This window comes from Streptomyces sp. NPDC107454 (assembly GCF_055582885.1).
Genome location: NZ_JBVJPA010000020.1, coordinates 175,735 through 197,471 on the forward strand (window position 1 = coordinate 175,735; position 21,737 = coordinate 197,471).

At 70.3% G+C, this 21,737-nt stretch carries 17 protein-coding genes and 2 pseudogenes; 4 read left to right on the plus strand and 15 right to left on the minus strand.

Translation table 11 applies throughout. From position 1 onward, the window contains the following. Positions 1 to 15 precede the first annotated feature (15 nt). Positions 16 to 1,167, minus strand: coding sequence for an ADP-ribosylglycohydrolase family protein (locus ACZ69M_RS41155; protein WP_470058192.1), 1,152 nt, complete (start codon positions 1,165 to 1,167; stop codon positions 16 to 18). A 211-nt stretch (positions 1,168 to 1,378) separates the two neighbouring features. Here ACZ69M_RS41155 and ACZ69M_RS41160 point away from each other — a divergent pair, with 211 nt between their 5' ends. Beyond that, positions 1,379 to 2,497 carry a glycerate kinase gene (locus ACZ69M_RS41160; RefSeq protein ID WP_470058220.1) on the plus strand — a complete coding sequence of 373 codons (1,119 nt, stop codon included), beginning with the start codon at positions 1,379 to 1,381 and terminating at the stop codon, positions 2,495 to 2,497. 114 nt (positions 2,498 to 2,611) lie between these two features. Here the strand turns inward: ACZ69M_RS41160 and pssA are convergent, their stop codons facing one another. The 7 genes from pssA to ccrA all read right to left on the minus strand — a co-directional run bounded on the left by pssA (position 2,612) and on the right by ccrA (position 10,388). Next, entirely contained in the window at positions 2,612 to 3,430 is an 819-nt protein-coding gene (gene pssA / locus ACZ69M_RS41165; RefSeq protein ID WP_355314172.1) for a CDP-diacylglycerol--serine O-phosphatidyltransferase, read from the minus strand. Positions 3,431 to 3,452: 22 nt separating this feature from the next. After that, entirely contained in the window at positions 3,453 to 4,109 is a 657-nt protein-coding gene (locus ACZ69M_RS41170; RefSeq protein ID WP_352044666.1) for a phosphatidylserine decarboxylase, read from the minus strand. A gap of 180 nt (positions 4,110 to 4,289) precedes the next feature. Then, the gene (locus tag ACZ69M_RS41175) at positions 4,290 to 5,495 is read right to left on the minus strand and encodes an acyl-CoA dehydrogenase family protein (RefSeq protein ID WP_054230299.1); all 1,206 of its coding nucleotides are present in this window, start codon (positions 5,493 to 5,495) and stop codon (positions 4,290 to 4,292) included. Between the two features lie 2 nt (positions 5,496 to 5,497). After that, positions 5,498 to 6,025: a MaoC family dehydratase gene (locus ACZ69M_RS41180; RefSeq protein ID WP_470058195.1), complete on the minus strand. Its 528-nt coding sequence runs from the start codon at positions 6,023 to 6,025 to the stop codon at positions 5,498 to 5,500. Positions 6,026 to 6,030: 5 nt separating this feature from the next. After that, a complete protein-coding gene (locus ACZ69M_RS41185) occupies positions 6,031 to 6,996 on the minus strand; it encodes an HpcH/HpaI aldolase/citrate lyase family protein (RefSeq protein WP_470058198.1) in 966 nt (321 codons plus the stop codon). After that, positions 6,993 to 9,041 (minus strand): protein meaA, encoded by a 2,049-nt coding sequence (locus ACZ69M_RS41190; protein WP_470058200.1) that lies wholly within the window; start codon positions 9,039 to 9,041, stop codon positions 6,993 to 6,995. The genes ACZ69M_RS41185 and ACZ69M_RS41190 overlap by 4 nt, the downstream gene beginning before the upstream one ends. 9 nt (positions 9,042 to 9,050) lie before the next feature. Beyond that, positions 9,051 to 10,388 carry a crotonyl-CoA carboxylase/reductase gene (ccrA, locus tag ACZ69M_RS41195; RefSeq protein ID WP_470058222.1) on the minus strand — a complete coding sequence of 446 codons (1,338 nt, stop codon included), beginning with the start codon at positions 10,386 to 10,388 and terminating at the stop codon, positions 9,051 to 9,053. Between the two features lie 688 nt (positions 10,389 to 11,076). Here ccrA and ACZ69M_RS41200 point away from each other — a divergent pair. Together ACZ69M_RS41200 and ACZ69M_RS41205 are read left to right on the plus strand one after the other, a co-directional pair. Further along, a complete protein-coding gene (locus ACZ69M_RS41200; RefSeq protein WP_470058201.1) occupies positions 11,077 to 12,021 on the plus strand; it encodes an MFS transporter in 945 nt (314 codons plus the stop codon). After that, positions 12,018 to 13,334 (plus strand): NAD(P)/FAD-dependent oxidoreductase, encoded by a 1,317-nt coding sequence (locus tag ACZ69M_RS41205; RefSeq protein ID WP_470058202.1) that lies wholly within the window; start codon positions 12,018 to 12,020, stop codon positions 13,332 to 13,334. Before ACZ69M_RS41200 ends, ACZ69M_RS41205 begins: the two co-directional genes overlap by 4 nt. 51 nt (positions 13,335 to 13,385) lie before the next feature. Here ACZ69M_RS41205 and ACZ69M_RS41210 read toward each other — a convergent pair whose 3' ends face one another. Both ACZ69M_RS41210 and ACZ69M_RS41215 read right to left on the minus strand, forming a co-directional pair. Then, positions 13,386 to 14,198: a TetR family transcriptional regulator gene (locus tag ACZ69M_RS41210; protein WP_352044672.1), complete on the minus strand. Its 813-nt coding sequence runs from the start codon at positions 14,196 to 14,198 to the stop codon at positions 13,386 to 13,388. 136 nt (positions 14,199 to 14,334) lie between these two features. Beyond that, positions 14,335 to 16,140 carry a 3-hydroxyacyl-CoA dehydrogenase family protein gene (locus tag ACZ69M_RS41215; protein ID WP_352044673.1) on the minus strand — a complete coding sequence of 602 codons (1,806 nt, stop codon included), beginning with the start codon at positions 16,138 to 16,140 and terminating at the stop codon, positions 14,335 to 14,337. Between the two features lie 376 nt (positions 16,141 to 16,516). On the opposite strand from ACZ69M_RS41215, the gene ACZ69M_RS41220 reads away from it, so the two are divergent. Further along, entirely contained in the window at positions 16,517 to 17,086 is a 570-nt protein-coding gene (locus ACZ69M_RS41220; protein ID WP_470058204.1) for an adenylosuccinate lyase, read from the plus strand. A 141-nt stretch (positions 17,087 to 17,227) separates the two neighbouring features. On the opposite strand, the gene ACZ69M_RS41225 is transcribed toward ACZ69M_RS41220, so the two are convergent. The 5 genes and pseudogenes from ACZ69M_RS41225 to ACZ69M_RS41245 all read right to left on the minus strand — a co-directional run. Further along, positions 17,228 to 17,764, minus strand: coding sequence for a GNAT family N-acetyltransferase (locus ACZ69M_RS41225; RefSeq protein WP_470058223.1), 537 nt, complete (start codon positions 17,762 to 17,764; stop codon positions 17,228 to 17,230). A 26-nt stretch (positions 17,765 to 17,790) separates the two neighbouring features. Next, a complete protein-coding gene (locus ACZ69M_RS41230) occupies positions 17,791 to 18,189 on the minus strand; it encodes a RidA family protein (protein ID WP_381959928.1) in 399 nt (132 codons plus the stop codon). Positions 18,190 to 18,245: 56 nt separating this feature from the next. Then, positions 18,246 to 19,850 (minus strand): alpha/beta hydrolase, encoded by a 1,605-nt coding sequence (locus tag ACZ69M_RS41235; RefSeq protein ID WP_470058206.1) that lies wholly within the window; start codon positions 19,848 to 19,850, stop codon positions 18,246 to 18,248. Positions 19,851 to 20,023: 173 nt separating this feature from the next. After that, positions 20,024 to 20,455: pseudogene (locus tag ACZ69M_RS41240) on the minus strand (radical SAM family protein); the annotation flags it as partial. Further along, a pseudogene (locus ACZ69M_RS41245) lies at positions 20,456 to 21,577 on the minus strand (IS701 family transposase); the annotation flags it as partial. Between the last annotated feature and the right edge of the window lie 160 nt (positions 21,578 to 21,737).

Below are 21,737 nucleotides of genomic sequence, written 5' to 3' on the forward strand. Positions count from 1 at the left end.
CCCGGCACCCGTCGGCTAGGCGAGGCCCTGGACGTCGGAACCGGCACCGGAACGCCCCTCGGCCTCGGCTTCGCCCCCCGTCTCCGCTCCAGTCTCCGCCTCCGTCCCCGTCAGGGCGAGCGTCCGCGCGGCGAGCTCACTGATCCGTACGCCGTCGAAGCCGAACACCGCGCTGCGTACGGTGTCCTCCAGCGGGTCCTTCCACTGCGCGGGAATGGCCCCGGCCCCGCACAGGACCCCGGCCACCGAGCCCGCCGTCGCGCCGTTCGAATCGGTGTCCAGACCGCCGCGGACGGTCAGCGTGATGGTCCGGGTGAAGTCGCCGTCGCCGTAGAGCAGCCCGGCCGTGAGGACGGCGGCGTTCGGGATCGTGTGGATCCAGCCGAGCCCCGCGGTCTCCTCGGACACCGTGGTGAGCGTGTCCTCCCAGGTCATCCGGGTCTCGTGCAGCGTGAGCACCCGGCGCACGGTGCGGGCGAGGCGGCTGCTCGCGGGAATGACGGTCAGCGCCGTGTCCAGTGCGTGGCGGACCGTGGGCGCGGTGAACGCGGCCGAGACGAGCGCCGCCGCCCACATCGCCCCGTACACGCCGTTGCCGGTGTGGGACAGCACTGCGTCCCGACGGGCGAGGGAGGCCGCCCGGCGCGGCGCACCCGGGCTGGTCCAGCCGTAGACATCGGCGCGGATCAGGGCGCCGATCCACTCCTGGTAGGGGTTGTCGTACGTCGCCGTCAGCGGCGGTTTGATGCCATGGGCGAGGTTGCGGTAAGCGGCCCGCTCCGCCGTGAACGTCTGCAGATACGGCAGCCGCAGCAGCCACAGGTCGCCGACCTGCTCGGTGCTGAAACCGAAACCGTGCGTCTCCAGCAGGTGCAGGCCCAGGATCGCGTAGTCGACGTCGTCGTCACGGCAGCTGCCGTGGATGCGGCCGCGCACGCACTGCCGCCACTCGGGCCGCAGCTCGAACTCGCCGGTGTCACCGTGGGCGGCGGGCTCGGGAAGGTAGTCGGTGAGCGGCAGGGCGGCGGCCTGTCGCAGATAGCGGTCGATACGGTCCCGCGTCCAGTGGTCGCCCTGCTCGACCGGCTTGCCGAGCATGTTGCCCGCGATCCGGCCGAGCCAGCCCCCGAGAACGCGGTCCGCGAGTTCGGTGCCCACAGGAGTCATCGCAGGGGTCATAGCTCCGGTTTACCCAATTCCGGGCAGGAGCGCGCGGTGTTCCACGGGCCGGTCGGGGCATGACGGCGGGGGCGTCCGCCGGTTAAGGTCGCAGCGGCGCGACTGCCTTGACGTGTGCGAGGCCGGAAAGCAAGGGGAATGCAAGGTGGCGGACTCTGCTGTGAAGACGACACGTGCGGGCACCGGGCGTGTTCCGCGGGTGCTGATCGCCGCGGACAAGTTCAAGGGGTCGCTGACCGCCGTGCAGGTCGCGGAGCGCGTCATGACCGGGCTGCGCCGCGTCGTGCCGGGTGTCGAGGTCGAGGCGCTGCCCGTGGCCGACGGCGGCGACGGGACCGTGGACGCGGCGGTCGCGGCCGGGTTCGAGCGGCGGGAGGTGCGGGTCGCGGGCCCGCTGGGCGACGAGCTCACCGCCGCCTTCGCGCTGCGCGGCGACACCGCGGTGGTGGAGATGGCGGAGGCGAGCGGATTGCAGCGGCTGCCCGCCGGGGTGTTCGCGCCGCTGACGTCGTCCACGTACGGGTCCGGGGAGCTCCTGCGGGCCGCGCTGGACGCCGGGGCCCGGACGATCGTGTTCGGTGTGGGCGGCAGCGCGACGACGGACGGCGGGGCGGGGATGCTGTCCGCGCTCGGGGCGCGGTTCGTGGACGCGGAGGGGGAGCCGGTGGCTCCCGGCGGTGCGGCGCTGAGCGACGTGGCGACCGCGGACCTGTCCGGCCTGGACCCCCGGCTGTCCTCCGTGGACCTCGTCCTCGCCAGCGACGTGGACAACCCGCTCACCGGGCCGAAGGGCGCGCCCGCCGTGTACGGCCCCCAGAAGGGGGCGAGCCCCGACGACGTGGAGATCCTGGACGCGGCCCTCGGGCACTTCGCCGCGGTTCTGGAGAAGTCGATCGGGTCCAGCGCCACGGAGTACGCCGCGGCGCCGGGGGCGGGAGCCGCGGGTGGCATCGGCTACGGCGCGCTGGTCCTGGGCGCCCGGTTCCGTCCCGGTATCGAGGTGATGCTCGACGTCCTCGGCTTCGCGCCCGCGCTGGAGAGGGCCACCCTGGTGATCACCGGTGAGGGTTCCCTCGACGAACAGACCCTCCACGGCAAGGCTCCGGCGGGGGTGGCTGCGGCCGCCCGTGCCGGCGGCAAGGAGGTCGTCGCGGTGTGCGGGCGCCTGGCACTGCGCCCGGAGGCGCTCGGCAGGGCCGGCATCCGGCGCGCCTACCCCCTCACGGAGGTCGAGCCCGACATCGCGCGATGCATCTCCGACGCGGGGCCGATCCTGGAGACGGTGGCCCAGAACATCGCCCGTGACTTCCTGACCTGACCTGACCTGGCGTGACCTGGCCCGTCCCAGGGACTGCGAGGTACGACGAGGTACGACGAAGGGGCCCGAACCGGTTGTCTGGTTCGGGCCCCTTCGGGCGTGTACGAGGAAAAGCTATGGCAGCTGCGCCGCCCGTGCCTCACGCCGGTTGTCGCGGAAGTTGTTCACCCGCCGAGCCGTCGCGAACAGCGGAATCACCGCACCCATGACGAGCTGCAGCGCACAGCCGGTCTGGAGCAGGAGCTGACCGCTGGGGGCGTCGAAGGCCCACGCCGCCAACAGACCCATGGACAGGACGATCCAGGAGAGCATCGCCACCGCGAGGCGGCCCCGCGGCTTCGGGTACTCCACCCGGCTCACCATCAGCCACGCCGTGCCGAGGATCGCCATCAGCGTCGCCGCGAAGGGCAGCTCCAGGAGCACGATCGAGACCACCGTCAGCGCTCCGAACGGCGACGGCATGCCCTGGAACGTGCCGTCCTTCACCGTGACACAGGAGAAGCGGGCGAGGCGGAGGACGACCGCGAGCAACACCACGATCGCGCCGAGCGCCGCCATTCTCTGGTGCGCGTCGTCCGCGACCATGCCGTAGACGAGGACGAAGTACGCGGGCGCCAGACCGAAGCTGATCAGGTCCGACAGGTTGTCCAGTTCCGCGCCCATGGGGGAGGAGCGCAGCTTGCGGGCGACGAGGCCGTCGAAGAGGTCGAAGACCGCGGCGCAGAGCATCAGGATGACGGCCGTGGCGGCGCTGTGGCGCGCCATGCCCGACTCCTGGCTGCCGGTGAGGTGCGGGATCAGAATGCCCGTGGTGGTGAAGTACACCGCCATGAAGCCGCACGTGGCGTTGCCGAGGGTGAGGGTGTCCGCTATTGAGAGGCGGAGAGAGAGGGGCATCTCCTCCTCGTCGTCCACCTCGTCGGCCTCCGGCACCCAGCCGGCCTGAGTCTCAGGATCAATCACGGTCAATTCGAGTCACCCCAGCCACGGTCTTCTGACCGACTTCCACATCGACCTCGACACCCTCGGGGAGGTAGATGTCGACGCGCGAGCCGAAGCGGATGAGACCGATCCGGTCGCCCTGCTCGACCTTCGTACCTTGCGGGATATAAGGAACGATACGGCGGGCGACCGCGCCGGCGATCTGGATCATCTCGATGTCACCGAGTTCGGTGTCGAAATGCCAGACGACGCGCTCGTTGTTCTCGCTTTCCTTGTTGAACGCCGGAACGAACCCACCGGGGATGTGCTCGACCGAGGTCACCGTGCCGGAGAGCGGCGCGCGGTTGACGTGGACGTTCAGAGGGCTCATGAAGATCGCGACGCGGGTGCGTCCGTCCTTCCACGGCATGATGCTCTGCACCACACCGTCGGCGGGCGAGATGACACGGCCCGGGGCGATCTCGCGCTCGGGGTCGCGGAAGAACCACAGCATGCCCGCCGCGAGCGCGGTGGCGGGTACGGCCACGGCCTTGGCGGCGCCGGAGCGGCGTGCCTTGGCCAGACTGAGTGCTGCGGTGGCGACGGTCGGGAGAAGCCACGGCGATGCTCCGCGCGCAAGGCGTACGCCGACCAGGCTGTCGCGAGGTGCAGAGGTTTGGCTGTGGGGCATGGATGACCTTCGTAGCGGATGATGCCGCGCTGGAACGGGGGACGGCGGCTTTCCCGGGATCGTACCGGGCGTGGGCCGCAACTGGGCAAGCCAGGAAGCCGAGTCGGCGGCCGAAGAGTGTTGACGGGGTGTGATCTTCTTCTCGAAGAAAACACCCCGTACCAGGACATCCAACCCTGCTTAACCCTGGAGTCGATACTCTTCGAGCAGTCGGCGCCCGATGATCATTTTCTGGATTTCGGCGGTACCTTCGCCGATCAGCAGCATCGGTGCCTCGCGGTAGAGGCGCTCGATCTCGTACTCCTTGGAGAAGCCGTAGCCCCCGTGGATCCGGAAGGCGTCCTCGACCACTTCCTTGCAGTATTCGGAGGCGAGGTACTTCGCCATCCCCGCCTCGAGGTCGTTTCGTTCTCCGGAGTCCTTTTTGCGGGCCGCGTTCACCATCATTGCATGGGCCGCTTCGACCTTGGTGGCCATCTCGGCCAGCTTGAACTGGATGGCCTGGTGCTGCGCGATCGGCTTGCCGAAAGTGTGACGCTGCTGGGCATACGAGACACCCAGCTCGAACGCACGCTGTGCGACACCGCAACCACGTGCCGCCACGTTGACGCGGCCGACCTCGACTCCGTCCATCATTTGGTAAAACCCTCGGCCAGTGGTGCCGCCGAGTACCCGATTGGCCGGAACGCGCAGTCCGTCCATGATGAGCTCGGTGGTGTCGACGCCCTTGTAGCCCATCTTGTCGATCTTCCCGGGAATGGTGAGGCCGGGGCGGACCTCTCCGAAGCCGGGCTCCTTCTCGACCAGGAAGGTCGTCATCGACTTGTGGGGCGCGGTGCCCTCCGGGTGTCCTTCGTCACTTCGTACGAGCACGGCCACCAGGTTCGACGAGCCGCCGTTCGTCAGCCACATCTTCTGACCGTTCAGGACGTACTCGTCGCCGTCCCTGACCGCCTTCGAGGTGATCGCGGAGACGTCCGAGCCCAGAGCCGGCTCCGACATCGAGAACGCGCCGCGCACCTCGCCCAGTGCCATCCGGGGCAGGAAGTGGTCCTTCTGCTCCTGCGTGCCGTGCTGCTTGAGCATGTACGCCACGATGAAGTGCGTGTTGATGATGCCGGAGACCGACATCCAGCCGCGGGCGATCTCCTCGACGCAGAGCGCGTAGGTGAGGAGGGACTCGCCCAGGCCCCCGTACTCCTCGGGGATCATCAGGCCGAACAGGCCCAGTTCCTTGAGGCCGTCGACGATCTGCTGGGGGTACTCGTCGCGGTGCTCCAGCTCGGTCGCGACCGGGATGATCTCCTTGTCCACGAAGTCGCGGACGGTGGAGAGGATCTCCTGCTGGACGTCGGTGAGACCGGCGGTCTGGGCGAGTCGCGCCATGGCTACTTCTCCGTCTTCTTTTCCGCGGGTGCGGTCAGCTCCGGGCGGCCGGGCTGCTCGCCCCCGCGCTCCTTGATGTACGTCTCGGTCGGCACCATGACCTTGCGGCGGAACACGCACACCAGCGTGCCGTCCTGCTTGTAGCCCTTGGTCTCGACGTAGACGATCCCGCGGTCGCTCTTCGACTTCGAGGGCGTTTTGTCGAGGACCGTGGTCTCGCCGTAGATCGTGTCGCCGTGGAAGGTCGGCGCCACGTGCTTCAGCGACTCGATCTCCAGGTTGGCGATCGCCTTCCCGGAGACGTCCGGGACGGACATGCCGAGCAGCAGCGAGTAGATGTAGTTGCCCACGACGACGTTCCTGCCGAAATCCGTCGTCTTCTCCGCATAGTTCGTGTCCATGTGGAGGGGGTGGTGGTTCATGGTCAGGAGACAGAAGAGGTGGTCGTCGTACTCCGTGACGGTCTTTCCGGGCCAGTGCTTGTAGACCGCACCGACCTCGAACTCCTCGTACGTGCGTCCGAACTGCATGCTGCTCAGGCCTCCGGGGCTTCGAACTTGGACGTGCGCTGCATGCCGGCCGCCCGGCCCTTGCCCGAGATGACCAGGGCCATCTTGCGGCTGGCCTCGTCGATCATCTCGTCGCCGAGCATCGCCGAGCCCTTCTTGCCGCCCGCCTCGGACGTGTAGTACTCGTACGCGTCGAGGATGAGTTCGGCGTGGTCGAAGTCCTCCTGGGAGGGCGAGAAGATCTCGTTGGCCGCGGCGACCTGGTCCGGGTGCAGCACCCACTTGCCGTCGAAGCCCAGGGCGGCGGCGCGCCGGGCGACCTCGCGGTAGCCCTCCGGGTTGCGGATCTGGAGGTAGGGGCCGTCGATCGCCTGGAGGTCGTGCGTACGGGCGGCCATCAGGATGCGCATCAGGATGTAGTGGTACGCGTCCGCCGGGTAGCCCGGCGGCTGCTCGCCCACGACCAGCGACTTCATGTTGATGGAGGCCATGAAGTCGGCCGGGCCGAAGATGATGGTCTCTACACGCGGTGAGGCCCCGGCGATCTCGTCGACGTTGACGAGCCCCTTCGCGTTCTCGATCTGCGCCTCGATGCCGATCTTGCCGACCTCGAAGCCCATCGTCTTCTCGATCTGCGTCAGCAGCAGGTCGAGCGCGACGACCTGCTGGGCGTCCTGGACCTTCGGCAGCATGATGCAGTCGAGGTTCTGGCCCGCGCCCTCGACGACCGTGACGACATCGCGGTACGTCCAGTGCGTCGTCCAGTCGTTCACCCGCACGACCCGCGTCTTGCCGGTCCAGTCGCCCTCGTTCAGGAACTTCACGATGGTGTGCCGCGCCTCGGGCTTGGCGAGCGGGGCGCAGGCGTCCTCCAGGTCCAGGAAGACCTGGTCCGCGGGGAGGCCCTGGGCCTTCTCCAGGAAGCGGGGGTTCGAACCGGGCACGGCCAGGCAGGAACGCCGCGGGCGAAGGCGGTTGACGGGCGTGGTCATGCGGGGACCTCCAGGGGATCGAGCTTGTTCGCTTTCCGGATCTCGTCGACGATACGGCCGATGATTCCGGTGATGTCGAAGTCCTTCGGTGTGAATACCGCGGCGACTCCCGCGGCACGCAGCAGTTCGGCGTCGGCGTTCGGGATGATCCCGCCGGCGATCACCGGGATGTCGGCCGCGCCGGCCTCGCGCAGCCGCTCCAGCACGTCCGGCACCAACTGGGCGTGCGAGCCGGACAGGATGGACAGGCCGACGCCGTGCACGTCCTCGGCGACGGCCGCGTCCACGATCTGTTCGGGCGTGAGCCGGATGCCCTGGTAGACCACCTCGAACCCGGCGTCGCGGGCGCGCACGGCGATCTGCTCGGCGCCGTTGGAGTGCCCGTCCAGGCCCGGCTTGCCCACCAGGAAGCGGAGCTTGCCGACGCCGAGTTCGCGGGCGGTCTCCTCGACCTTGCGGCGCACCAGCGCCAGCGCGGTGCCCTCCTCGGCGGTGACCGCGACGGGCGCGGACGAGACGCCGGTCGGGGCGCGGAACTCGCCGAACACCTCACGCAGGGCCTCGGACCACTCGCCGGTCGTGACCCCGGCGCGGGCGCACTCCAGGGTGGCCTCCATGAGGTTGTCGGTGCCCTTGGCCGCCTCCTTCAGCCGCTCCAGCGCCTTGCAGGGGCGCGGGTGGTTGAACGGCGGCTGATAGCGCGTGTCGCGCCACTGCTGGAGCGCGGCGACGACACGGGCCTCGACGGCCGGGTCGACGGTCTGGATCGCCGCGTCCAGATCGGCGGTGAGCGGGTTCGGCTCCGTCGACTCGAAGATGTTGACGCCGACGATCTTCTCGGTGCCCCCCTCGATCCGGGCCCGGCGCTCGGCGTGCGAGGAGACGAGCTGCGACTTCAGGTAGCCCGACTCGACGGCGGCCATCGCCCCGCCCATCTCGTCGATCCGGTCCATCTCGGCGAGCGACTCCTCGACGAGCGCCGTGACCTTCGCCTCGATGACGTGCGAGCCCTCGAAGATGTCCTCGTACTCCAGCAGGTCGCTCTCGTGCGCCAGCACCTGCTGGATGCGCAGCGACCACTGCTGGTCCCAGGGCCGGGGCAGCCCGAGGGCCTCGTTCCAGGCGGGCAGCTGCACGGCACGCGCGCGTGCGTCCTTCGACAGCGTCACGGCCAGCATCTCGAGGACGATCCGCTGGACGTTGTTCTCCGGCTGCGCCTCGGTCAGACCGAGCGAGTTGACCTGGACGCCGTAGCGGAAACGCCGCTGCTTGGCGTCCTGGATGCCGTACCGCTCGCGCGTGACCTGGTCCCAGATCCGCCCGAACGCCCGCATCTTGCACATCTCCTCGATGAACCGGACGCCCGCGTTCACGAAGAAGGAGATACGGGCGACGACGTCACCGAACTTCTCGGCGGGCACCTGCCCCGAGTCGCGGACGGCGTCCAGCACCGCGATGGCCGTCGACATCGCGTACGCGATCTCCTGGACGGGGGTCGCGCCCGCCTCCTGGAGGTGGTACGAGCAGATGTTGATCGGGTTCCACTTGGGGATGTGGGAGACCGTGTACGCGATCATGTCCGTCGTCAGCCGGAGTGAGGGCACCGGCGGAAAGACATGCGTACCCCGCGACAGGTACTCCTTGACGATGTCGTTCTGCGTCGTCCCCTGGAGCTTGGTGATGTCGGCGCCCTGCTCCTCGGCGACGACCTGGTAGAGCGCCAGCAGCCACATGGCGGTGGCGTTGATGGTCATCGAGGTGTTCATCTGCTCCAGGGGGATGTCCTGGAACAGCCGGCGCATGTCACCGAGGTGCGAGACCGGCACCCCGACCCGGCCGACCTCGCCGCGGGCGAGGATGTGGTCGGGGTCGTACCCGGTCTGCGTGGGCAGGTCGAAGGCCACGGAGAGACCCGTCTGCCCCTTGGCGAGGTTGCGCCGGTACAACTCGTTGGACGCCTCGGCGGTGGAGTGACCGGCGTAGGTCCGCATGAGCCACGGCCGGTCCTTCTCCCGCCGTCCAGCGGCGTTCTGACGCTCAGTCATCTCGGGACCTCAGACGTTCCGGAAGCGGTTGATGGCGTCGATGTGCTGGGCGCGCTTCTCCTCGTCGCGCACGCCCAGGCCCTCGCGGGGCGCCAGCGCGAGCACGCCGACCTTGCCCTGGTGGAGGTTGCGGTGGACGTCGTACGCGGCCTGCCCGGTCTCCTCCAGGGAGTACACCTTGGAGAGCGTCGGGTGGATCTTGCCCTTGGCGACCAGCCGGTTGGCCTCCCAGGCCTCGCGGTAGTTGGCGAAGTGCGAGCCGATGATGCGCTTCAGCGACATCCACAGGTAGCGGTTGTCGTACTCGTGGTTGTAGCCCGAGGTGGAGGCGCAGGTGACGATGGTGCCGCCCTTGCGGGTGACGTAGACGGAGGCTCCGAAGGTCTCGCGGCCCGGGTGCTCGAAGACGATGTCGACGTCCTCGCCGCCCGTCAGCTCACGGATGCGCTTGCCGAACCGCTTCCACTCCTTCGGGTCCTGGTTGTGCTCGTCCTTCCAGAACTTGAAGCCCTCGGCGTTGCGGTCGATGATCGCCTCGGCGCCCATCGACCGGCAGATGTCCGCCTTCTGGTCGCTGCTGACGACGCAGATGGGGTTGGCGCCGCCGGCGAGCGCGAACTGCGTGGCGTACGAGCCGAGCCCGCCGCTCGCGCCCCAGATGAGGACGTTGTCGCCCTGCTTCATGCCGGCGCCGTTCCTCGACACGAGCTGCCGGTACGCGGTGGAGTTCACGAGCCCGGGAGCGGCGGCCTCCTCCCACGACAGGTGGTCGGGCTTGGGCATCAGCTGGTTGGACTTGACGAGGGCTATCTCGGCGAGGCCGCCGAAGTTGGTCTCGAAGCCCCAGATGCGCTGCTCGGGGTCGAGCATCGTGTCGTTGTGCCCGTCGCTGGACTCCAGCTCGACGGACAGACAGTGCGCGACGACCTCGTCACCGGGCTTCCAGGCGTTGACGCCGGGGCCGGTGCGCAGGACGACGCCCGCGAGGTCGGAACCGATGACGTGGTACGGCAGGTCGTGGCGCTTGGTGAGCTCGCTGAGCCTGCCGTAGCGCTCCAGGAAGCCGAAGGTCGACATCGGCTCGAAGATCGAGGTCCAGACCGAGTTGTAGTTGACCGAGGAGGCCATCACGGCCACCAGGGCCTCGCCCGGGCCGAGCTCCGGCACCGGCACGTCGTCCAGGTGGATCGACTTGCGGGGGTCCTTGTCGCGGGTGGTGAGCCCCGCGAACATCTCCGTCTCGTCCTTGTGCACGGTGATCGCGCGGTACGACTCGGGGAGCGGAAGAGCGGCGAAGTCGGCAGACGTGGCCGTCTTCGACTGAATCGCGTCCAGGATGTCCTTCACGGTGTTGCCTCCGGCGATGAGCGTCTTGAGGGAAGACACTTGAGGGTTACGTCGGTGCTGCTGCTGGAAGTGAGGGGTGTGCCGTCGGTTCGGCGGAGGGGTGGTGCGGTGGCAGCGCCGGGTTGGCGCAAAAGGTTGCCTGTGACGCAGGCGTCCGGGCGCGCTCGCCGTGGCTTGCGGGGACAGCCGGCGTACGAAAGGTCTCTGCACGCCGGCCGCCCGGACAACATCAACGTATGGCACGGCGTGTCACCGTGCAAGGCACGGAGTGCCATGAGTTTCGCTCAGGTGAAATCTTTACGTAACACGTGAGCGATGATCGATCAGATCGACCGATGATCGATCAAAATGCACTGGTCAGCGGTGGTATGGCGGGGCCGGTATGCGGGCCGGAGGCGCGGGATGGCGGGCCGCTTCGGAGAACACCTGGTGTCGGTGGCACGGCGTGCGGGTTCCGGTGTGGGGGCGCGTGCGGGGGCGGCGTCGGGGTGAGCCGGCGTCGCGGAGGGCCGGCGAGACGTCCCGGGGAGCGCCGGGCGTCGGGTGCGCCGGGCGGTCGACGACGGGGGCGCTCGGCGGCGGAGCCGGGGGTGCGGGCGACGGGACGAAGGGCCGTGCCGGCCCGAGGGCGGCACTTTTCGGCCCACGACTCGCGGCGCCCGTCCGTCCGTCCGGCTGGAGCGGTGGCGTGCTGGAGCGGCGGCGTGTCGGGTCGGTGGCGTGCTGGGTCGGCGCCGCGACGGCCTACGTCGTCGGCTGGCTCATGATGCGATCCGGGCACGACGACTGGCGCCTGATGATGGCCAGCAGCGCCGTACCCGCGGCCCTCATCCTCTTGATGCGATTCGGTACGCCGGAGTCGCCGCGCCGGCTGATGAGCCAGGGCCGGACCGACGAGGCCGCCCAGGTCGTCCGCCAAATGCTGGGCCCGGAAGCCGACTTGACGGATCTGGAGGCCGAGACCACGACGCGCACCCGCTACACGGACATCTTCCGCGGCGTCTATCTGCGCCGCACGATCTTCGTCGGGATGTTCTGGGCCTGCCAGTTGCTGCCGATCGACGCCATCACGACGTACGAGCCCACCATCCTGTCCTCCCTCGGGCTCGCCCACGGCAACACCGCCTACCTGGGCTCGGTGGCGCTCCAGATCTTCTACATCCTCGGTTCGCTCTCCGGGATCCTCTTCGTCAACAGGGTTCGCAGGCCACTGCTGTTGTGGAGTTTCGCGCTGTCGGCCGTGCCGCTGCTCGTCCTGTCGCTGGTCGCCGATCCGAGTCCGGCGGCGGTCCTCGTGCTGTTCGCCGTCTTCGGTGTGGCGTCCTTCTCCAGCCAGTGCCTCCAGGCCATCTACCCCTCCGAACTCTTCCCGACGGGTGTCCGCGCCACCGCCAACGGTTTCGCGACCGGGGCCAGCCGGATCGGAGCCGCCATCGGCACCTGGGGCGCGCCCGTGGTGCTCGGCCACAGCATCCGGCTCGCCATGCTCCTCGGCGCGCTGATCTGCGGGGCCGGCTGGCTGGTCTCCTACCGGCTGGCGCCCGAGACGAGCGGCAAGAGCCTGGCCGAGTCCAGTGGCGAAGGGGCGTCCACGACGCCCGATCCCTCCCTTGCGGTGAAGGAGCTCTCGTGACCAGGCCCCCTTCCTCGGTCCTCGTCCTCGGCGGCGGTGTCATCGGCCTGACCTGCGCGTTCTACCTCGGTCGGGCGGGCCTCAAGGTCACCGTCCTCGAACGGGACCGGCTCGGCAGCGGGGCCTCGCGCGGCAACGCCGGTGAGGTCTGCCCCGACCTCGTCGAACCCCTGGGCGCCCCGGGGGTCGCCGTCAAGGCGCTCAGCGGCCTGTTCCGCCCGCAGAGCCCGCTGTGGATCAATCCGGTGCCGAACGTCCGGCTGCTGCGCTTCCTGGCCCGCCTCGGCCTGAACAGCACGGCCCGCAGGTACGACGCCGGGGCCGCGTCGCTCGCCGCGCTGGCCGAGGACACGTTCGCGCTGTTCGAGGAGCTGGAGGCGCTCGGCGTGGACGGCGGCGCCGGGAAGGACGGCTTCCTCTTCGCGTATCCGTCGTACGAGGCCGCGGCGCACGGTGTGGCGGCCTTCCGCCGCCTCGGCGCCCCGGTGGCCGCCGAAGGGGTTCTGGCCGCCTCCGCGCTCGCGGAGCTCGAGCCCACGCTCGGCCCCGCCGCCCGCGCCGGATTCCTCGTCGAACGCCAGTGGTCACTGGACCCCGGCCGGTTCGTGGACTCGCTCGCCGAGCGGCTGCGGCGGGACGGGGCCGGGCTGGTGGAGGGCGCCCGGGTCACCGCGGTACGTGAGGGCGCGGGCCGCGTGGAGGTCCGGACGACCGCGGGCACGTACGGCGCCGACCAGGTGGTGGTCGCCGCCGGAGTCTGGTCACGCGAGATCCGCCGCTCCCTGGGCGTCGACATCGACCTCGCCCCCGGCAAGGGCTACAGCTTCTCGGTCCCGGCCGACCCCCTGCCGCGCCGCCTGGTCCACCTCGGCACCGCCAAGGCGGTCCTCGCGCCGATGGGCACGGGGGCGCCTTCCTGCCGAGCGGAGTCGAGAGCCCGGGGGAAGGTGAGGGTCGCGGGCACGATGGAGTTCGACCGGGACCCCGACCACTTCCGCCAGTCCCGCGTGGACGCGATCGTGGCGGCGGCCCGCCCCTATCTGCCCCAGGCGGACTGGGACCACAGGGAACAGGAGTGGATGGGCCCGCGCCCCATGACCACGGACGGGCTGCCCCTGATCGGCCCGCTCCCCGGGCACCCCGGGGTGGTCCTGGCGACCGGCCACAACATGCTCGGGCTGATGCTGGCCCCGGCGACAGGACGCCTGGTGACGGGGCTGCTGACGGGAAAGCCGGACGACTCCCTGACCCCCAGGTTCGCCCCCGGCCGAGCCGTCAGGAGGGGACTCGGCCCGTCCGCCGGGCGCGCGTGAGTCCGGGCGGGACCGCGCCTCCGGCGCCGGAAGGCCCCCTCGGCCCGCGTTCTACGACCGCTCCCGCAGTGCCTGCTCGATGGTCCGCATGACCTGGTCCAACGGCGCGTCGACCCGGGCCACGGTCACCAGGACGTCGCCCTCGGTGAAGGCGGACGCCGGCGCCGTACGGGGCGTGGTCTCCCGCCCGGCCCCGATCCCCGTCCCGAAGGTCTTGCGGACGATGGAGAAGGCGTGGTCCAGCTGCGCCTCGACGTCGCCCTGTCCCCCCGCCCGCAGCCAGCGCCGCAGTACGTGGTTGTGGGCCGTGACCACGGCGGACGCGGCGACCTCCGCGAGCAGCGGATCGTCATTGGCGTCGTCGTCGTGCGCGTGCTCGTCGAAGTGGCCCAGGAGATAGCGGGTGAAGAGCCGCTCGTAGCGGGCCACGGAGGCGATCTCGGCCTCCCGGAGCGTGGGTACCTCGCGGGTCAGCTTGTAGCGCGAGACGGAGATCTCGGGCTGGGCCGCGTACATCGTCATGACTTCCTTGATGCCGCGGCACACCGTGTCGAGCGGGTGCTCGTGCGCCGGAGCCGCGTTGAGGACCGCCTCCGCGCGGATCAGGGTGTCGTCGTGATCGGGGAAGATCGCCTCTTCCTTGGAGCGGAAGTGGCGGAAGAACGTGCGGCGGGCCACCCCGGCCCGGGCCGCGATCTCGTCGACGGTGGTCGCCTCGTACCCCTTGGTCGCGAACAGCTCCATGGCCGCGGCCGCCAGTTCTCGGCGCATCTTGAGCCGTTGGGCGGCGGCGCGACTGCCCGCGGCGCTCTCCGGAGCGTCGGGCGTGGCTGGTGTACGTGAGGACTTGGCGGGCTGGGGCATGACCCGAACGTACTGCATCTGCGCAGGGGAAAGCGCATGTCCGGGGAACCCCCCGCCCTCGACGGGCGGGGGGCTCCCGGCCGGGCCGAGCAGTCCGCCCCAGTCGGCGGTGTCGGCCAGCCGGTCGCCGGGACGCTCAGCGGCGGGCATATTCGCGGAAGCCGCGGCCCGTCTTGCGGCCGAGGCAGCCCGCGGCCACCAGATGCTCCAGGAGCGGCGCGGGGGCGAGACCCGGGTCGCGGAACTCGCGGTGCAGGACCTTCTCGATGGCGAGCGAGACGTCCAGACCGACGACGTCGAGCAGTTCGAACGGCCCCATCGGGTAACCGCCGCCCAGCTTCATCGCGGCGTCGATGTCGTCGAGGGTGGCGTAGTGCTCCTGGACCATCTTGATCGCGTTGTTCAGGTACGGGAAGAGCAGCGCGTTCACGATGAAACCGGCGCGGTCCCCGCAGTCCACCGGGTGCTTGCGGACCTTCCCGCACAGCTCGCGGACCGTGGCGTGCACGTCGTCCGCGGTCAGGACGGTCCGGACCACCTCGACCAGCTTCATCGCCGGGGCCGGGTTGAAGAAGTGCATGCCGATCACGTCCTGGGGGCGTGAGGTGGCACGGGCGCAGGCGACGACGGGCAGCGAGGAGGTGGTCGTGGCGAGGATCGCGCCGGGCTTGCAGACCTTGTCGAACACCCCGAACAGCTGCTGCTTGACCTCCAGGTCCTCGGCCACCGCCTCCAGGGCGAGATCGACGTCGGCGAAGGCGTCGTACGAGCCCGCCGGGACGATCAGGTCCAGGGTGCTCGCGGCGGCCTCGGCGGTCATCCGGCCCTTGTCGACCGAGCGGGCCAGGGACTTGCCGATGCGGGCCTTCGCGGCCTGTGCCTTCTCCTCGGTGCGGGCGGCGAGGACGACCTCGTACCCGGCCTTCGCGAAGACCTCGGCGATGCCGGAGGCCATGGTCCCCGAGCCCGCGACGCCGACGGAGCGGACCGTGCGGCCGGGGACCTCGGGGCCGCCGGAGAGGGGGGTCAGCGCGTCCCGCACGACCGTCGCGCTGCCGGGCGCCTCGTAGGAGTAGAAGCCGCGCCCCGACTTGCGGCCGGTCAGGCCCGCCTCGCTGAGCTGCTTGAGGATGGGCGCGGGGGCGTGCAGCCGGTCGCGGGACTCGGCGTACATGGCCTCCAGGACCGTCCGCGCGGTGTCGACACCGATCAGGTCGAGCAGCGCGAGCGGGCCCATGGGCAGCCCGCAGCCGAGCTTCATCGCGGCGTCGATGTCCTCGCGGGAGGCGTACTTGGCCTCGTACATCGCGGCGGCCTGGTTGAGGTAGCCGAACAGCAGCCCGTCGGCGACGAAGCCGGGACGGTCGCCGACCGCGACGGGCTCCTTGCCGAGGTCGAGCGCGAGATTGGTGACCGCGGAGACGGCCGCGGGCGCGGTGAGCACCGAGGAGACGACCTCGACCAGCTTCATCGCGGGGGCCGGGTTGAAGAAGTGCAGGCCGAGGACGCGCTCGGGGCGCGCCGAGTCGGCGGCCAGGCGCGTCACCGAGAGGGCGTTGGTGCCGGTGGCCAGGATGGTGTCCGGACGCACGATGCCGTCCAGCGCGCGGAAGACCTGCTGCTTGATGTCGTACGACTCCGGGGTCACCTCGATGACCAGATCGGCGTCGGCGGCGGCCGCGAGGTCGGTGAAGGTGCGGAAGCGGGGCAGGGCGTCGGCCCGGTCCTGCTCACTGAGGCGCTCGCGTCGCACGGCGCGGGCGGTGGAGGCTTCGAGGGCGGAGACGGCCTGGGCGGCCGCCGCCTCGCTGATGTCGATGCCGATGACCTCGCGGCCGGCCCGGACGAGGACCTCGGCGATACCGGTGCCCATCGTGCCGAGGCCGACGACGGCAACGGTCTTGATGGGGGACAGCGGGGTGTCGGACAGGGGAGTTGCCATCGCGGGACTCCAGGAAGAGGGTGACGACTGAGGAGCGCACGCAGGTACGCCCAAGAGGCGCACGGAGTGCGGAGAGTGCGGGTGTTTCCGGGCTGACGAGCGCACACGCCCGGTGCCGTCCAGAGGGGGGTGCCCGCGAGGGCGCACCCAGGGAACGGTGAAGCCGACCGGCCCTGTCCCGGAGCCGTGTCGTAGTGAGGTACCTGAGGTACCGAACCGACTGCTCTCACGGTGGCTGCGTCACCAGGCCACCGCAAGCACGACGCGAGTGGGTAACTCGCTCGTCTGAGCTTAACCCGCCGGTAACGAGCGCGCCAGCCCCCGAGTTTGTGATGTAGGTCCCGGAGCGACGGGGGCCGCGCCTAGGCTCGGCTTCATGGACGAAGAGTTGCGATCACTCACGGAGCGTCTACGAAACGAGGCGGGGGCTTCGCCGGCGTACGAGCGACTTGCGGCGACCGAGGATCCGAATGTGCTGGCCGACGCGCTGATCGCGCCCGGACAGCCCTTGTGGGCCCGGGAGTTGGTCGCCTACCGGCTCGGACTCGCCGGGGACCGGCGGGCCTTCGAGGCGCTCGTCCTGCTGCTGAACCACCGCGACCCCCAGCGCTGCGCGTCCGCGGCGCACGCGCTCGCCCGCCTCGGCGATCCGCGCACGGCCCGCGCGGCGGCCGCGCTCGCCACCAACGAACTGCGCGTCGCCTACGCGCTGCATCCCGTACGGCTCCTGGTCGAGCTGCGCGCCCCCGAGGCCGTGCCGGCGCTGATCACCACCCTGGGGCGCAGGCTGCGCCTCCACGACCCCTACCGCGCAGTCGCCCTGGCCTGTGTGGAGGGGCTCGGGGAGCTGGGGGACGCACGCGCGAGACCCGTCCTGAACGAGGCGCTCGCCCAGCCGGCACTCGCCGAGGCGGCGGTGCACGCGCTGGCCCGGCTGGCCGGGTGACACGGCGGGCGGCCGACGGGCCGCCTCCCGCAGCGCCTCGTCGACCGTGCTCACCGTGCCGTCGCGCTCCGGACCCGGCCCTTCGAGCGTAGTCCGTGACGTCCGCACGGGAACGGTCGGAACCGCAAAGATGTTCCCCCGCTACGGGCGCGCCCCGGTGCCGGTTCCCGGGCGTGTGAGGGTGCGGGCGTACCGGACCTCGGGCACCGCGACACCGTCCACATCGAAGGGTTCCTCGCCACCGTCGGGGCCGAACCCGGCCTGTGCGTAGAACCGACGTGCCCTGGTGTTTCCCTCGAGCACCCACAGCAGCATGCGCTCGTGCCCCGCGGCGGTGCAGCGGGCGATCGACTCCGTGAGAAGCGCGCGGCCCACCCCGGACCCGACCCGCTCGGGATCGACGTAGATCGCGTACAACTCGGCCGCCCCGACGCCGTCGCCGCGGGCTTCGTCGTCCCGGTACGGGCCGTGGCAGGCCCAGCCGATCACCTCGCCGTCCCGCTCGGCGACCAGGTTCACGATCGTGCCGCCGCCCCGCCCGAAACGCTCGCGCCGCCGGGCCGCGTCCTCGGCCACGCTGAGCGCGTCGAGGTACGACCGGGGCATCAGCCCCCGGTACGCGGTCTGCCAGCCACGGACGCGGATCTCGGCCACCCGCTCGCAGTCCGCGAGGACCATCTCCCGGATCCGGACCGGGAGTGCGCTCACTCGCCCACCACCGCGTACGCCTCGATCTCCATCAGGAACTCGGGGCGGACCAGCGCGGCGACCTGGACCGCCGACGCGGCCGGGAGGCGGTCCGCGGGTATGTGGGCGTCGCGGGCCGCGCGGACGGCCGGCATGTGGGCCATGTCCGTGACGAAGAAGGTGAGTTTGACGACGTCGTCGAAGGTCGCCCCGGCGGCGGCCAGGCAACGGCGCAGGTTCTCGAACACCTGGCGGGCCTGGGCCGCCGCGTCGCCCGCGCCGACGAGTTCGCCGTCCTCGTCCAGGGCGAGCTGTCCCGAGACCGCGACGAAGCGGCCCGTACCGAGGACGACGTGCGAGTACGCGGCGGCGGGGGCGACCCCGTCGGGGGCGGGAATACGGGTCAGCTCACTCATGCGTCCATGGTGGACCATGGGTCTGACAACGCCCCCGACGGGCCGTCAGGGCGTGCTCAGCCGCGGTAGCCGAGCAGCCCGTGCAGCGCCGTGCCTGCCGAGGACGCACCGCCCGAGGCGGTGGACAGCGCCGCCTTCGTGCTCTGCGGCTCCGGATCCGGCAGCTTCTTGCACACCGCGTCGGCCACACCGTGGCCGTGCGGCACCTTGCCGTTGGTGAGGTACGCCGCCAGGTACTTGTCCAGGCAGGCGTTCCCGCTCAGCGTGATGCCGTGGTTGCCGCCACCCTGCTCGACCACCAGGCTGGAGCCGCGCAGTGCGTGATGGACCGTCACGCCGCCCTGGTAGGGAGTGGCCGCGTCGTTCGTGGCCTGGAAGAGCAGCGTCGGCGGCAGCGCCTTGTTGGCGATGTTCACCGGCCGCAGCGTCTTCGTCGGCCAGAACGCGCACGGCGCGTTGTACCAGGCGTTGTTCCAGGCCATGAACGGCGCCTTGCCGTACACCGCCCAGTTGTCCTTGCGCCACTGGTTCCAGTCGCGCGGCCAGGACGCGTCACGGCACTGCACCGCGGTGTAGATGCTGTAGCCGTTGTCGCCGGAGGCGTCGATGGCGCCGAGTTTCTCGTAGGCCGCGACGAGCGGGGCCGTCTTCCTGTCGTTCACATAGGCCGCGAACGCCTCGGCGAGAGAGGGCCAGTAGCCGTTGTAGTAGCCGCCCGGGATGAAGGTGTCCTCCAGCTCGGAGGCGCCGACCTTCTTGCCCGCGGGGTTCTTGGCGAGCGCCTTGCGCATGGCGTACCACTTGGCCTCGACCCTGGCCGGGTCCGTGCCGAGCTTGTAGGTCGCGTTGTGCTTGGCGACCCAGGCCATGAACGCCTGGTGGCGGTCGTTGAAGGCGTAGTCCTGGCCGATGTTGTCCTCGTACCAGACACCGCTGGGGTCGACGATGGAGTCGAGCACCAGACGGCGTACGCGCTGCGGGTAGAGCTTCGCGTACACGGCACCGAGGTAGGTGCCGTACGAGTAACCGAAGTAGTTGATCTTCTTGGCGCCGAGCGCGGCGCGGATGGAGTCCATGTCCCGGACCGCGCTCACCGTGTCGATGTACGGGAGCAGGTCGGCGTACTTCTTGCCGCACGCCTTCGCGAAGGCCTTGGCGCGGTCGAGGTTGGCCTTCTCGATCGCGGGGGTGCTGGGCACGGAGTCCGGGCGCACCGGGTTGAAGGACCCGGGCCTGCAGTCCAGGGCGGGCCTGCTGGCGCCGACACCGCGCGGATCGAAGCCGATGATGTCGTACTGCGCCGCCACTGCCTTCGGCAGCGAGGAGGCGACGAATCCGGCCAGCGAGAGCCCGCTGCCGCCGGGACCGCCGGGGTTCACCAGCAGCGGCCCCTGGTACGTCTTCGCGGTGTGCGGGACGCGTGAGAGGGCGAGGGTGATCTGCCGGCCGTGAGGCTTGGAGTGGTCCAGCGGCACCTTCAGGGACGCGCATTGGAGCGTCGGATAGGTGCTGGTCCCGCACTTCTTCCAGGTGGGTTTCGCGGTGGTGAGGGTGGTGCGCGGTGCGGTCGCGGAACCGGCGCTCGCGTCGGCGGGGATCGACGTGATCATCCCGGCCAGCACGGCCGCCGCCCCGCACAGAGCAGCTGCGCGTTTCTTCACAGAGCCTCCCAAGGACGGAGGATTTTGAGCCGTGCACGCCACGGCCTTCGCCGCATCGTCCCGGAAAGGGGCCCCGGAAGAACTCGTTCTGGAAAGTCTTGACCCGATTGAGCCGTGTGATCCGCTCGGATGCCGTCAGGAACGGGCCGGGCGGCGGCCGTTCGCCGTGGTCGGAGCAGGGTGAGCTGGGTCGGCTCCGGCGTGGCGGGCACCACGGGCTCGGCGGGCGCGGCGATCCTGCGGGGCATCCCCGCGCGCGTGGGACCGATGCCGTACTCCTGGGCCAGCTCGTGGACCTGACGGGTGATCCGGCGCTGATACCACTTCGGCGCGTAGGCGCCCTCCGCGTACAGCCGCTCGTAACGGCGGACGAGATAGGGGTGGTAGTGCTCGAGCCAGGCCATGAACCACTCCCGGGCGCCGGGCCGCAGATGCAGGACGAGCGGGGTCACCGAGGTGGCCCCGGAGGCCGCTATCGCCCGTACGGTGGCGCGCAGTTGGGCCGGGCTGTCCCCCAGGAAGGGGATCACAGGGGCCATCAGGACCCCGCAGCCGATGCCGTGGTCCGTCAGGGTGCGCACGACGTCCAGGCGGCGCTCCGGGGTCTCGCGGTAGTCGTTCTCGATGCGCCAGCGAAGCTTCGCGGTGCGCACGAGGACGGGCAACGGGGTGGTCTCGGGCAGGTTGGAGAGCCAGAACTGCACGGGCTCGTCCTGGCCGGCGGGCCATTCGGCCAGCAGCCAGCGCATCGGAAGCTCGGTGGCGGCCGTGACCTTGCGGATCTCACGTCCGGCGGGCCGGATCCGCAGCGCCACGAAGCGCGGGTACATGCGCTTGTACCCGCTGCGGCCACTGCCCGGCCGCGATCCCTCCCTCCACTGCACTGGCCGTGCGGAAGATCTGCCGGCCGCGATGACCAGGCTCTTCACCCTCTGCGCCGGATCGGGGTAGGCAGGAACCGGCCGCCGGCCCCGGCCGGAGTAGGCCGGGGTGCACGGCTGCGCGTCCTCGGGTTGCGCGGTGGTCGTGGTCGAGATGCCCACCACGTAGTCGAGACCGCGTTCTTCCAGGCCAAGCCGGAAGGCGGCGGTGTCCCCATAGCCGCCGTCGGCGATGACCTGGGGCACCTCGATGCCCCAGGAGCGCGTCTCGTCGATCATGTCGAGGGCCAGCTGCCACTTCTCGACATGGCCCACCCGGGCAGGGATGGCGCACTTGTCACGGCGGACCACTTTGACCGGATCGGCCTTCGGCGAGGCGGGATCCCAGCCCTCGGGCAGGAACAGACGCCAGTTCACCGCCGCCGAGGCGCCGTTGGAAGCCATGTGCAGCGAGACCCCGGCCTGGCACTTGGTGACCTTGCCCGCGGTGCCGGTGTACTGCCGGGGCACGCACGCGGACGCGTCCCCGTCCTTGAGGAACCCGGTGCCATCGATGATCAACGCGGTGGGCTTGATGACCGGCTGCATACGCCAGGCCAAACGGGCCCGAACATGTGCCGCATCCCACGGGCTGGAAGTGACGAAGTGGGCCAGGGCCTGCCGGTTCCCGTCTTCGCCCAGGCGGGCGGCCATCGGCTCCACCGACTTGCGCCCGCCGTCCAGCAGCAGGCCCCGCAGATATACCTCGCCCCACCGTCGCTGATCTGCCCGCGCGAACGGCTCGAACATCTCCGCCGCGAAGTCCTCCAGATCACACCGGACCGCAGCCAACTCCCCACCCAGCACACCCGATCAAGGACACGACCGATCAAGAAGACACGCCATCACGGACCGCACCTGACCAAGCCCTACTAAGGCGTGTCCCGCAATGATCACGGAGCCGAGTACAGAGCTGTCTGATGGAGTGGTGACGTGCTCAGTCGGTGGCTTGTGGGGTGTCCAGTGA